General features: G+C 68.2%; 8 protein-coding genes. 7 read left to right on the top strand and 1 reads right to left on the bottom strand.

Annotation, left to right across the window (positions count from 1 at the left end; all coding sequences use genetic code 11):
- Positions 1-414: 414 nt before the first annotated feature.
- A complete protein-coding gene (locus VXJ25_RS03210; protein ID WP_330957775.1) occupies positions 415-1620 on the bottom strand; it encodes an FprA family A-type flavoprotein in 1206 nt (401 codons plus the stop codon).
- Between the two features lie 273 nt (positions 1621-1893).
- On the opposite strand from VXJ25_RS03210, the gene VXJ25_RS03205 reads away from it, so the two are divergent.
- From VXJ25_RS03205 to VXJ25_RS03175, 7 genes are all read left to right on the top strand, one after another.
- A complete protein-coding gene (locus VXJ25_RS03205) occupies positions 1894-3486 on the top strand; it encodes an MBOAT family O-acyltransferase (protein ID WP_330957774.1) in 1593 nt (530 codons plus the stop codon).
- Between the two features lie 175 nt (positions 3487-3661).
- Positions 3662-6301, top strand: coding sequence for an RICIN domain-containing protein (locus tag VXJ25_RS03200; RefSeq protein WP_330957773.1), 2640 nt, complete (start codon positions 3662-3664; stop codon positions 6299-6301).
- 175 nt (positions 6302-6476) lie between these two features.
- Positions 6477-7808, top strand: coding sequence for a hemolysin family protein (locus VXJ25_RS03195; RefSeq protein ID WP_330957772.1), 1332 nt, complete (start codon positions 6477-6479; stop codon positions 7806-7808).
- A gap of 76 nt (positions 7809-7884) precedes the next feature.
- Entirely contained in the window at positions 7885-8571 is a 687-nt protein-coding gene (locus VXJ25_RS03190) for a cyanophycin synthetase family protein (protein WP_330957771.1), read from the top strand.
- Positions 8572-8689: 118 nt separating this feature from the next.
- The gene (locus VXJ25_RS03185) at positions 8690-9091 is read left to right on the top strand and encodes a YtxH domain-containing protein (protein ID WP_330957770.1); all 402 of its coding nucleotides are present in this window, start codon (positions 8690-8692) and stop codon (positions 9089-9091) included.
- A 190-nt stretch (positions 9092-9281) separates the two neighbouring features.
- Positions 9282-10439 (top strand): PRC-barrel domain-containing protein, encoded by a 1158-nt coding sequence (locus tag VXJ25_RS03180; protein WP_330957769.1) that lies wholly within the window; start codon positions 9282-9284, stop codon positions 10437-10439.
- A 77-nt stretch (positions 10440-10516) separates the two neighbouring features.
- Positions 10517-13606, top strand: coding sequence for a glycoside hydrolase family 3 N-terminal domain-containing protein (locus tag VXJ25_RS03175; protein ID WP_330957768.1), 3090 nt, complete (start codon positions 10517-10519; stop codon positions 13604-13606).
- The last annotated feature ends 96 nt before the right edge of the window (positions 13607-13702 follow it).

Below are 13702 nucleotides of genomic sequence, written 5' to 3'. Positions count from 1 at the left end.
TGGGCCTGGCGCAGTTCCGAGGGCGAACCGGTGCAGTTTTCCGACTTATGGACGCCTCGGACCTGGAGGCGTGCGGGATAGGGCGCGCGAGTGGCCCCCATGGAGCGGTCCCGCTCGGAGAAACCCCGGTCGCCGGCCGCATGCGCTGGGCTCGGGGACGCCGGTGCCTCCGGGGACCCGTCCACAACTCGCAAAACTGCAAAGCCTGGCCCGGGGCGTTGCGCAGGCGCCTCCGTCCGGCGCCGGACGCCGCATTTCGCCCCGCTTGGTATGGCCGTCGCGCATCCGATGCCCCCGTCCGCGCTGCTCCTGCCGTCCCCTTCGCCTCCTGGCGACGGCGGCGCAAAAAGGCGGGACCCGGCCAGCTGGTCGGGTCCCGCCTTCGTGCTGCTAGGGTGCCTCGCTCCGGCGCGCCTACGCCTCCCGCTGGGCCCTCACCACGGCGCGGACCTTCTCGCGCACCTGGTCGAGGTACTCCTGGGTCGGGATCCAGTTGAACATGAAGGGGGCCTCCGGCGTCTGGAAGCCGTCGGCCTCGAGCTCCGCCTGGATGTTCTTGGGGCCGAGCGGTGCCCAGCCGTAGGAGCCGAAGGCGAACCCGATGCGGTCGCCGTTGTTCTGCTTGGGCGAGAGCCCGCGCATGTAGGTCAGGAACGACGAGGTCAGGGGCATCATGTTGCTGTTGAGCGTAGGCGATCCGACCGCGACGTAGCGGGAGTCCAGGAAGACGTCCATGGCGTCGGAGAGGTGGTTGGCCTTGAGGTCCATGAGGTGGGCCGACACGCCCTCGGCAAGGAAGCCGTCGCAGATGGCGTGCGCGATCTTGTCGGTGGAACCCCACATGGAGTCGTAGGCGATGAGGGCCTTGTCCTCGAGCTTGCCGGAGACGAAGACGTTCTCGTAGGCGTCGAGGATGTCCTTCACGTAGCTGCGCCAGATGATGCCGTGGGCCGGGGCGATCAGGTCGATCGCGTCGGGGCCCAGGGAGCGCACGGCCTTGACGGCGTTCGCCGCCTGCATGCGGTAGGGCTGCACGATGTTGGCGTAGTACTTGCGCGCCTGCTTCATGACCTCGTGGATGTCGTTCTCGTCGTCGAAGCGGGCGGAGCTGGCGAAGTGCTGGCCGAACGCGTCGTTGGAGAACAGGATCTTGTCCTCCACGTCGAGCGTGACCATGTTGTCCGGCCAGTGCACCATGGGGGTCTGCACGAAGGAGAGGGTGCGACGGCCGATGGAGAGGGTGTCGCCCGTCTTGACCGGGGTGTACCCGAGGTCACCGTAGTGCGCCGTGAGCTCCTTGACCGCCTGCGGCGTGCAATAGACCTGCGCGGAGGGCGCCAGCTCCTTGATGGTGGGGATATTGCCGGAGTGGTCCATCTCCACGTGGTTGCAGATGACGACGTCGATCTTCGACGGGTCGATCACGCTGGCGATGCGCTGCAGGAACTCGTCCTTGAAGGTGATCTTGGCGGTGTCGACGAGGGTGACCTTCTCGTCCAGGATGAGGTAGGCGTTGTAGGTGATGCCGTCCTCGGTGGTGTATCCGTGGAACTCGCGGGCGTTCCAGTCCACGCCACCGACCCAGTAGACATCGGGCAGAACCTTGACTGCGCTCAGCATGGAGTCCATCCCTTCTCAAGTCGCTTGCGTCACAAGCTGCCCCCGAGGTGCCCGCAGGTCGGTCGGAGCAGCTGGCGGGCCGTCTTCGAGCTGCGTTCGGGCTGCTTGCACGTGCCGTGCGTCATACGCGCCCCGCGCGCTGGGCGGTGCGCGGGGCAACTTTGTTGCTAAGGATGAGAATAGCATGGGCGACGAGGGGCGGCGGCGGGGGGTGGGCCCACGCATGCTAGGATGGCTGGGAAACCGTCAGCTCGCTATCAGATTTTGGTACCCATGCAGATCATCTCCCTAGCGTTCGTGCTCTTCGTGCTGGCACTTCTCTGTGTCTACTACCTTGTGGGCAGGCTCTGCGGCCGCTACCAGTGGGTCGTGATACTGGTCGCGAACTTCGTCTTCTACTACCTCGCCGCCAACCTCTCCGGCATGGTCTTCATCCTCACCGCGGCGTTGCCGACCTGGCTCGCCTCGCAGGCCTTCGGCAAGCTCACGGCCAGCTACAAGGCGCGCCGCAAGGCGACCAAGGACAAGGCCGAGCGCAAGCGGCTCAAGGCTGAGCTCAAGCGCCGCAAGCGCGTCGTCCTGGTGGCGGCCCTCGTGGTGATCCTGGGCGTGCTCGGCTACCTCAAGTACTGGAACGTCATCCTCTTCAACTTCAACCTCGCCCCCTCGCCCTCGAGCCTGGGCATCCTGCTGCCGATGGGCATCTCGTTCTACACGTTCATGTCGGCCATGTACCTGATCGACACGTACAACGACAAGTTCGCGCCCGAGCGGAACTTCCTGCGCTACCTCGCGTTCGTCTCGTACTTCCCCTGCTTCATCCAGGGGCCCATCAACCGCTACGACGAGATGTCCCCGCAGCTCTCCGAGGTCCACCACGTCGAGCTCCGCAAGGTCCAGCGCGGGCTGCTCCGGCTCGGCCTGGGCCTGCTCAAGAAATGCGCGATCGCGAGCATGCTGACGGCCAACGTCAGCGCCATCCTCGCGGCGATCGGGTCCGACACCCCCGGCGCCGCTATCGTGGTCGGCATCGTCTTGTACTCGTTCTTCATGTACGGCGACTTCTCCGGCGGCATCGACATGGTCGAGGGCGTCTCGGAGCTCTTTGGCATCGAGATGTCCGAGAACTTCCGGCAACCGTACCTCTCCGTCTCCATCGCAGACTTCTGGCGCAGGTGGCACAAGTCCCTCGGCGTCTTCATGCGCGACTACCTCTTCTACCCCATCGCGCTGACCAAGCCCATGCAGCGCTTCAGCAAGTGGGCGCAGGCGCACACCCCGCATCACATCGGTCGTACGCTGCCGGCCTGCATCGCCAACCTCATAGTCTTCTTCTTCGTGGGCCTCTGGCACGGTGCGGAGTGGCACTTCATCGCGTGGGGCATGTACAACGGCATCGTCGTGGCCCTGGCCGACCTCTTCGAGCCCGTCTTCCACAGCATGAAGGCCCGTCTCCACGTGCGCGATGACAGCAAGCCCTACTACGTCTTCACCGTCGTCCGTACGTTCGTCATGGTTAACATAGGACGCTACTTCGACTGTATCGCGAGCGTCAGCGTCTCCCTGCTCGCCCTGCACAACACGTTCCTCAAGTTCGCACCTGCCCAGCCGCTCACGACCGTCCTCGCCGACATGGGTGTCACCGACGCCGCGACGCTGGGCATCTCCTGGGTCGCCTTCGCGGCGATGCTGGTCGTCGCCGTCGTCGACGTGGCGGAGGAGAGGGGCGTCGACGTGCGCGACAAGATCCTCTCGTGGAAGTTCTACCAGCGAGTCATCCTCTACGTGGTGGTCGGCCTTATCTTCGCGGCCTCCCTGCCCACGACCGTGACCGCGGGCGTCACCTTCGCCTACGCGAACTTCTAAGCCCCCGCGCCGGAGGGCGCCGGGCCTGCACGTTCGACTTGCCCGCCGGCCACCGTATCCCGGTCTTTTCAGGTTTCATCGAGAGGCCGGGTGAAGTGCTATAAGTACTTGTTGTCGGCGGGAGGCCCGCGAGGGCCCTCGTCGGCCCCGTACGCCAACCGATTGGACTATTCATATGAGACCCGCCTCCTTCTTCAGGGGCGCGGCGGCTGCGCTCATCGTCTCGGCCGCCTTCGGAGCCGCCCCCGCGGCGGCGCTCGCCGCCGAGCCCGCGTCTGCTCCGTCCGTCGTCACGACCCAGCTGGCCACCGCCGCCGACGCCGCCGCAGGTGCCGACGCTGCCGCAGGCGCTAGCTCCGCTACGGGTGCCGCCACGGCGGATGCGTCCAAGGCCACCACGTCCAAGGTCACCGACACGAACGCGCCCTCGACCACCCCGGACGGCTCGGCGAGCGCCGCCAAGGGCGCGTCCTTCTCCGCCCCGGAGGCCTCTACCGCAGCCGGCGACGAGGCGGCATCCGCGGAGGAGCCTGCGGCTGCGGAGGCCACGGACGCCGAGCCCGTCCCCGCCGAGCCCGTCCCCGCCGAGGAGTCCCTCGAGGGCGAGACCTTCGTCATCCAGAACGAGCACGACGGCACGCGCGGCGTGGTTGACGTGAGCGCGGGCTCGCGCGACGACGGTGCGAACGTGCAGCTCTACGAGTCCAACGGCACGGCCGCCCAGCAGTGGACCTTCGAGCGAAACGACGACGGCTCCTACACCATCAGGAACGCCAACTCAGGCAAGGCCCTCGACGTGGCGTGCGCGCAGTTCAAGGACGGCGGCAACGTCTGGCAGTACGAGCCCAACGGCACGGAGGCGCAGCGCTGGACCGTCAAGTGGGTCGACCGCGTCCAGGGCCTCGCGTACCTGCTCCTCGCCGCGCACCCCGAGCTCGCGCTCGACGCGAGCGGCGCGCAGACGTCGAATGGCACCAACCTGCAGCTCTGGCACGCGAACGGCACGGCGGCGCAGCTCTGGCGCCTGCGCAGCCTCGAGCGTGCCGCCAAGGAGGCCGCGCGCCTGGCCGCCAGCGGGCTCGACGTCGTGGACGGCCTGGACGGGGTCGATTACGCCATCGTGAGCGACGCTGACGGCCGCGGCGTCTCCGTGGCCGGTGGAAGCCGGGACAGCGGCGGCGGCCTCGTCATGGAGGCGGGTACCTCCGCCGACCGCCAGGCCTACCGCATCACGCGCGAGGGCGACTACTGGCGCATCCAGAACCTGCGCTCCGGCCTCTCCCTCGCGTCCGACGAGGACGACGTGGTCCCCGGCGCCGGCATCCGCCAGCGGGCGAACTCCACGGACGACTCCCAGCTCTGGCTCATCTACCGCAAGGACGGCGCCTACGGCTTCGTCAACAAGCAGACCGGCCTCGTCTTCTCCAACCGCTCCGGGCTCTTCTCGGGCGTGACCCTCGGCTCCGCGGGCGACAAGGACGAGCTCTTCAAGCTCGAGGCCTGGACCCCGAGCGTCGCGGACGGCGTCTACCGGATCGCGACCCGCCTCGGCAACGCGCAGGCGCTCGACGTCGCGGGCGGTTCCACCTCGGTTGGCGCCAACGTGCAGGACTACGCCTGGAACGGGACGACCGCCCAGAGGTGGTACGTCTCGCGCAAGGACGGCGGCTACGCGATCACTAACCTCGGCTCCGGCCTGCGCCTGGCCTGCGACGGCACCAACGTGGTGCAGGCTGGCAACAGCTTCCTCTGGAGGCTCGGCTACGTGCTCGGCGCCGGCCTCACGCTCGTCGACCCCACGACCGGCAGGGCGCTCGACGTGTCCTGCGCGAACGCCTCCTCGGGCACCAACGTCCAGACGTGGGTGGCTAACGGCACGCTCGCGCAGGTTTGGGACCTCGTGGGCATCAGTGCCCTCGACGACGGCTGGTACACGCTGCGCTCCGCGCTCGACACGAACAGGGCCCTCGACCTCAACGGCGGCGCCTACGAGAACGGCGCCAACGTCCAGCTCTGGGGCGCGAACGACTCCGACGCCCAGCGCTGGTACGTCTACGGGCTCGGCAACGGCTACTACACCCTCGTGAGCGGTGCGAGCAACAAGGCGCTCACCGCCGACGGCGACGCCGGACGCGCGGGCACCAACGTGGACCAGCAGACGGGTCGCGGCACGAGCGCCCAGCGCTGGCGCCTCCGGTTCACGGACGGCCAGGCCACCTTCGTGAACGAGAGCGGCAAGGTCCTGGACGTCTCGGGCGCGAGCACCGCCGACGGCGCCAACGTCCAGATCTGGGACTCCAACGGCACCGCGGCGCAGCGCTGGCTGATCAGGAGCTGCGCCGCCTCCTCGACCATGGGCAGGCTCATCGACTTCGAGAACGAGATGCTCGCGATGGCGAACGACGACAGCCACGGCTACGACCAGGATTACCGCTGGGGAGAGTACGGCGACTACGACTGCTCCTCGCTCGTCATCTCCTGCCTCAGGTGGGCGGGCTTCGGCACCGGCAGCGCGAGCTACACGGGCAACCTGAGGTCTAACCTGCAGGCCAGGGGCTGGCAGTGGATCTCTGACGTCAACCCCGCGGAGGCGCAGCCCGGCGACATCATGCTGAGCGAGGTGCACCACGTCGCCGCGATGATCTCGCACACGCAGATGGTCGAGGCGCGCGGCAACGAGTGGGGCGGCGCTATCGGCGGCCGGCCCGGCGACCAGACGGCCGAGGAGATCTGCGTGAGCCCCTGGAGAGCGCAGCGCGGCTTGCACACCAGCCAGGGCTGGGACGGCATCCTGCGCTTCACGGCCTACTGCTAGGGGGCGTCGCCGCGGCCGGGTGCGCGCTCTGGTAGACTCTTTCCAAGAAAAAGGGACGTGTGCCGGCGTGACCTGAGAGGGAGCGCCGAGGGCCGCGGGCATGGGCGCCCGCGCGGGGCACGGCCCGCGTGGGCGCCCGCGCGGCGGGGCCCAATAGGAGGTTGCGCCTTAGCGCATGGACATAGCACTCAGCATCATCGTCACCATCCTGCTCACCATCGTCAACGGCTATTTCTCGATGTCCGAGATGGCGATCTCGACAGCGAAGAAGGTGCTACTCGATCACGATGCCGAGGAGGGCGACCGCAGGGCGGCCGTCGCCGCCGGTATGAGCGAGAACCCCGACGCCGCGCTCGCCGCGATCCAGGTCGCCATCACGCTCGTGGGCTTCGCCTCCTCGGCGTTCGCCGCGACGAACCTCTCTGAGCCCTTCGCTGCGTGGATGGTCTCGCGGGGAATGTCGGTCTCCCTGGCGGCCACCCTCGCGCCCATCGTTATCACCCTGATCGTCTCGTACTTCTCCATCGTGGTGGGCGAGCTCGTGCCCAAGCGGATGGCCATGGCCGACGCCGAGAGCGTGGCCAAGCGCGTCGCAGGCCCACTCAAGACCTTCGCGACCGTCGCCCGCCCGCTCGTGTGGCTCACCTCCGCCAGCGCGAACGGCCTCGCGAGGCTCCTGCACGTGAAGACCACCGAGGACCGCAACGAGGTCAGCGAGGACGAGATCCGCTACATGGTCAAGGACTCGGAGGACCTCTCCGACGAGGAGAAGTCCATGATCCACGAGGTCATCGACCTGGGCGACACCATCGCGCGCGAGGTCATGATCCCGCGCGTGGACATGACGGCGGTCGAGGACACGGAGAGCGCCCGCGAGGTGCTCGACAAGATGCGTCAGACGGGCTTCTCGCGCATCCCGGTCTACCACGACGACGTCGACAGGATCGTAGGCATCGCCCACATCAAGGACCTCATCACCCCGATTCTGGAGGACGGGGCCGGCGCCCTGCCGATCCGCAGGTTCGTGCGTGACGCGAGCTTCGTGCCCGACACCAAGGACATCATCCCGCTGCTGCAGGAGATGAAGACGAGCCACGACCAGATGGTCATCGTGGTGGACGAGTACGGCGGCACGGCCGGCATCATCACGATCGAGGACATCGTCGAGGAGATCGTGGGAGAGATCGAGGACGAGTTCGACCCGGACAACAAGTACCTCACCAAGATCGGCGAGCGCGAGTGGCTCGTGGACGGCCGCTACTCCATCGACGACGCCATCGAGCTGGGCTGGCCCATCGAGGACAACGAGGAGTACGAGACCATCGGCGGCTTCGTCTTCGAGCTCGCGGACAGCGTGCCGCACCCTGGCGACGTGTTCGAGAAGGACGGGTACCACTTCCGCATCCAGAGCATGCGCGGCCGGCGCATCGCGATGCTGCGCGTGACGGCGCCGGAGCCCGAGGCGGACCAGGGACCGGACGCCGCGGGCGAGAAGGACGTCGACTAGCGCGCGGTTACCTATAATGGCGGGGTACCCGGGACGCAGGGCCCGGACGTCCGCTGCCAGGAGAGGAGCTCGCCCGATGGCACAGCTCATAGTGATACGCAAGGTGGTCGTCGGCGCGCAGTACCTCACGGCGACGGTCCAGGTCGCTCCGGACGGCCCCCTCTACACTTCCGAGGACCTCGAGGCGACGACCCGCATCTACAACCTCATGCCGAGCATCGTGGACCAGGCCTGCATGGGCGACGGCGGCACCGTCTTCCGCGACGTGATGGGCGACACGGAGGTCGCGCACCTGCTCGAGCACGTCACCATCGAGCTGCTCGCGCGCACCAACCTGGCCGGCGACGTCTCCGTGGGCCGCACCTGGCTGGTCGACGAGCCGAGGCGCCTCTACGACGTCCAGCTCGCCTGCCCAGACGACGCCCTGGTGGCCGGGGCGCTCTCGAGCGCCGTGTGGCTCGTGAACTGGGCCTTCGCGGGTGGCGGTGCGCCGGTGCCGGACGTCGACGCCACGGTCGCGGGCCTCGTGAGCCTGGTCTCGGGGCTCGTCGCGCCTGGCGAGCAGGAGCCTGATGGCCTCGACGCGCCGGTCGGGGGAGCCGATGGCGCCGCCGACGCGGGCGCGCCCGAGGCGTCCGACGGCTCGGGCGCCGAAGACGGCTACGCAGGCGACGGCTACGCCTACGGCGAGCCCGACTACGACGAGCCTGCGGACGAAGACCTTCCCGACCGCGGGCCCTCCATGTCGTACAAGGTGCTCTAGCGCCCCGCACCTCGCCAAAAGAATGGCGTGGGTTCTAACCTCACGGGTATACTTCTACCTATGCGGGGCGTGGCTCTGCTCGCGCCTGATGTGATTAACCTGTTGGCAGGAGGATCTCATGAGCAAGTTTTCAACTGGTGTATTCGTAGGTGGACTTGCGGGCGCGGCTGCTGGTTTCGTGGCCGGCGTCATGTTGGCCCCGCGCTCCGGTGCCGAGAGCCGTGCCATGGCGGCCGACGCCATGAACGACGCCTGGGACTCCGCGGTCGACACCTACGAGCGCGGCTCGCAGGCGGTCACCGGCAAGATCAACGACGTCAGGCCGAGCATGGACGCCACGACCGACGAGCTGCGCGCCAAGGTCGACCTCGCCCGCGAGCGCATGGACCAGCTCCGCGAGTCGCTCGCCCACGCCTCCGCGACGCAGGTGGATGCGGCCGAGCCCGCGGCCGAGCCGACCGTCGTCCCCGTCACCGAGGAGCCTGCCGAGCCCGCCGGGGACGACGCGGCGGAGAAGTAGCGGGCGGCAGCCGGATTCGCCGAAGGTGCGAGTGGGCGGCACGAGGCGCACGCGCATAAGGGAGAATGCTGGGGGTGTCGCCGGCTGGCGGCACCCCCATAGTATTCAGTGAGTTTCCGCGAGTCCCGACGAGGCGCGCTGGGGCGCCGCGGGTTACGTTCGGCCGGACGACACGACGAGGGAGAGGTACGTGCTAAGAATCAGCCAGCTCCGCAAGATGGTGGTCTTCGAGCCCAAGAAGAAGGCGACCGGCGAGCTCGAGGAGCTCGACCGCCGCTCGATGTCCAAGGTCGGCAAGATTCACCAGACGGTCTTCTCGCCCGACGGCAGCCACGTGGTGGGCTTCATGGTCCGTCGGCCCGACATCGCGGGCATGGTCAAGCGGCCCGACGTCTTTCTCGCACTCGACTCCTTCGTGGTAAACGACCTGGGACTGGTGGTCTCGCGCGCGGACGGCATGGACGACAAGGCTCGCGCGCGCCTCGGCCTTGCGTGGGAGAAGTGCCTCATCTGGGAGGGCATGGACGCCAAGACCGTCGACGGCCACGAGCTGGGCTGGGTCGGCGACGTCGAGTTCGACGCGAAGACGGGCCTGGTCTCGCTCTTCTTCGTGGGGGACGGCGGGCTCTCTGAGTCTCTCGTGGGCAACGTCGAGATTCCGCTCGGCATGCTCAGGGGCTACAGCAAGGGCTGCATGATCGTGGCCGACGAGGCCGCCCACCTCGAGCTGGACGGTGGGCTTGCCGCGAAGGCGGGCGAGGGCTACGCCAAGGCCAAGATCCAGGGCAAGGCCGCGGGCGAGAAGATCGGCAAGGTCGCGGGCACCGCGGCGGAGAAGGGCGCCTACGGGCTGGGGCGGCTGATCGGCAAGGCCCAGCAGGCCGTGAAGGAGGCGACGGCCGACGACGATCCCGAGCCGCTGCCGCAGCCGCCGATGCAGGAGGTCAAGGGCGTCGTCTGCGAGCCGGCGGACGAAGAGGCCGGCCGCCTCGAGGGGCAGTCCGAGGGACTGCGCACCTTCGTTCCCGTGAGCGAGCTCGAGGGGGTCGAGACCCCAGGCAAGCCCGCCCCCGGCGCCGTCGCAGCCGACAGGCCCACCGCTGGCACGCCTGCCGGCACCGCCGCAGCCGGCAAGCCCGCCGACGGCGCCGCCGCAGCCGCCGGTGCCGCCGCTGCCGACGGCAGGCCCACCGCTGGCGCAGACACCCCTGCCGCAAGGCCCAAGCCCGCGGCAGAGAAGAAGCCCGTCGACACCGACAGGATCGCGCGCGACATCGGCAAGCAGCTGGGCAAGACCCATGGCATGTTCGGCGCGTTCCTGGACGAGTACAAGAAGGCGAGCAAGTAGCCGCGCTCGGGCGGCGGATGAGCTGACGCACCCCCGGACCGCGCCCCTCGCGGCAGAGCGACCAGGCAGGAGAGGACATGCTGCACATACCAGGCCATCGCGCGCGTCGCGAGAAGAAGCCGCTCGGCCCCCGTGCGCTCAAGGCGCGCAAGGCACTGCGCATCGGCGCCTGCGTCGCGGCTGCCGGCCTGGTCGTGGCCGCCAACGTCGCGGCCGTCCTCTTTGGCGAGACGGCGGAGTCGTTCCTCTCCAACGACAAGATCGAGGTCTCCGAGCAGGACGCGCGAGCCCAGACCGCCCGTGGCGTCCAGCTCGCCAAGCGGATCGAGGACGAGGGAATCGTCCTTCTCCGCAACGAGGATCAGACCCTGCCGCTCTCGCGCTCGGTGAGCAAGGTCAACGTCTTCGGCTGGTCATCCACGCAGTGGATCGGCGGGGGATCCGGCTCCGGCGGCGTCTCCGGCGACGTGAAGGGCCTGCTCGACGCCCTGGTGGACGACGGCGTCTCGTACAACGAGGAGCTCGCGGCGATGTACCGTGACTTCAAGCCGACGCGGCCGTACCAGTCCGAGGGTACCCTCGGCACGCACGACTACGAGTTCTGCCGCCTCTACGAGCCGGACGTCTACGACAAGAGCTTCTACACCCAGAAGATTCTGGACGACGCCAAGGCCTACTCGGACACCGCGATCGTGGTCATCGGACGGCAGGCCGGCGAGAGCATCGACTGCCCGACCCGCCAGTACCGCGTGACCGACAAGACCGGCACGCCCAAGCTCTATGCCCGCAGCTACCTGGAGCTCTCTCCCGAGGAGGAGCACCTCCTCACCTACGTGGGCGCCAACTTCGAGCACGTGATCGTGGTGGTCAACTCCACCAACACCATGGCGCTCGGCCAGCTCGAGACCATCCCGGGCATCGACGCGGCGCTGCTGTGCGGTACGACCGGCCAGTACGCCGCCAGCGAGGTCTGTAGCGTGCTCTATGGCGAGACCAACCCCTCGGGACGCACGGTCGACACCTACGCCTACGACTTCTCCACTGCCGCGAGCTGGGCCAACTCCGGTGCCGACGGCGAGGGTGCCTACACCAACTCCTTCGGCGTCTACCCGGCCAACGGTACGCAGAACGTGAACGTGGGGACCTCCGAGACCTACTCGACCGCGCGCTTCGTGGACTACCGCGAGGGCGTCTACGTGGGCTACCGCTGGTACGAGACGGCGGACGCCGAGGGCTTCTGGGACGACGTCGCCAACGAGCACGGAGGGGGCTACGACGGCGTGGTGCAGTACCCCTTCGGCTACGGGCTGTCCTACACCACCTTCGACTGGAGGGTCGTGAGCACGAGCCCCTCGCCGGAGTTCGGCTTCGACAGGTCCACGACCTTCTCCTACACGGTGCGCGTCACCAACACCGGGCAGGTCGCCGGCCGTGACGTGGTGCAGCTCTACTACACGGCGCCCTATACCAGGGGAGGGATCGAGAAGCCCTCGACGGTGCTGGCCGCCTTTGCGAAGACCAAGGAGCTCGGCCCGGGCGAGAGCCAGGACGTGACGCTGTCCTTCTCGGCCGACGACATGGCCTCCTACGACTGCTACGACGCCAACGGCAACGGGTTCGCCGGCTACGAGCTGGAGCCCGGCCAGTACGTGCTCGAGCTCAAGCGCGACGCGCACACGCTGGCGGACTGCGACCACGCGCGGGTGACCTACACGCTCGACGACGGCATCCTGTGCGAGGAGGACGCTCACACCGGCGCCACGGTCGCCAACCGCTTCACGGGCGACGCGGCCTCCGACGGCTTCTCCATCGACGGCTCCACCACCGAGGGGCGGATACCCTACCTCTCCCGCGCGGACTTCCGGGGGACCTTCCCCGAGGCGGCCGCGAACCGCTGGATGTCCGATGCGCTCATCGAGCACAACCTCTTCGACGCCAGCGCCTACGACGGTGGTGCCGAGGTGGGCGACGCGGCCACCTCGGCCTCGGCCGTGTCGTCGCAGAGCATGCTCCTGAGCGACGCCGCGACTGGCGAGATTACCGACTTCGGCCGCGAGCTGGGGCTCAACTATGACGACCCGCGCTGGGACACGCTGCTCGACAGGATCTCGAAGTCAGACATGGAGCGGATCGTGCTCCACGGCTACTCCAACTCCGGTGCCATCTCCCAAGTGGGCAAGCCGCGCACCAAGGACCTCGACGGGTCCTCGCAGGCGGCCTCGTTCCACCAGCTCACGAGTGGCGTGGGCTATCCCAACCCAACGACGCTCGCGCAGACCTGGAACACCGACCTCGCGCGCGAGTACGGCCGGCAGGTGGGCATGGAGTGCGCCGACCTCGGCATTGACGGCTGGTACGCGCCCTCCACCAACCTGCACCGCTCGCCCCTGGGCGGGCGCAACTACGAGTACTTCTCGGAGGATCCGCTGGTCTCCGGCCTGATGGGCGGTGAGATATCGGCTGGCTCGCGCGAGGCCGGCACCTTCTGCTACATGAAGCACCTGGTCCTGAACGAGCAGGACTCCTACCGCGACTCCCTCTACACCTGGCTCACGGAGCAGAGCCTGCGTGAGCTCTACCTCAGGCCGTTCGAGATCGCGGTCGAGCGTTACGGAGCCACGGGGATCATGAGCTCCTACAATCGCCTCGGCGCCACGTGGACCGGCGGCAACGAGGCGCTGCTCACCGACGTCCTGCGCGGCGAGTGGGGCTTCAGAGGCAGCGTGATCACGGACTACTGCGACCACCAGCAGTACATGAACGCCTACCAGATGCTCATGGCCGGAGGCGACCTCTACATGGACGGCGTCTTCCGCAACGGCTCTTTCGCGGGGTCCACCACCACGGAGAAGTTCAACGAGAACCTGAGGCGCGCCACCAAGGACGTGGTCTACGTCTGGCTCAACGCGCGCGCCACGAACCTCACCTACAATGCGCTGGCGCAGGCGGAGGGCACCGAGCGGCTCGAGCGGCCGCTCAAGGTAAGTCGCGCGTCCTACGTGCTCATTGGGATCTCGCTCATCGACGGCATCGCAGGCACCCTCGTCGCGGTGGCCATCGTGCATGCGGTGCGAAAGCGCCACCCGCGCCTGCCCGACCCCGACGACCGCGACGGCGACCCGTACGTGAACCTCGACATATCCGAGGAGCAGCGGCACTTCGGGTAGGTGCCGGCGGCAGGCGTCGGCGGTAGGCGCCGGCCGAGAAGAGCGCGGCCCTGCGATGAGGCAGAGCCGCGCTTCACGTGGCTGGATCCGGCGAGG

Source organism: Olsenella absiana (assembly GCF_036408855.1).
GTDB lineage: Bacteria > Actinomycetota > Coriobacteriia > Coriobacteriales > Atopobiaceae > Olsenella_K > Olsenella_K absiana.
This window is presented reverse-complemented; position numbering and strand designations above follow the sequence as displayed.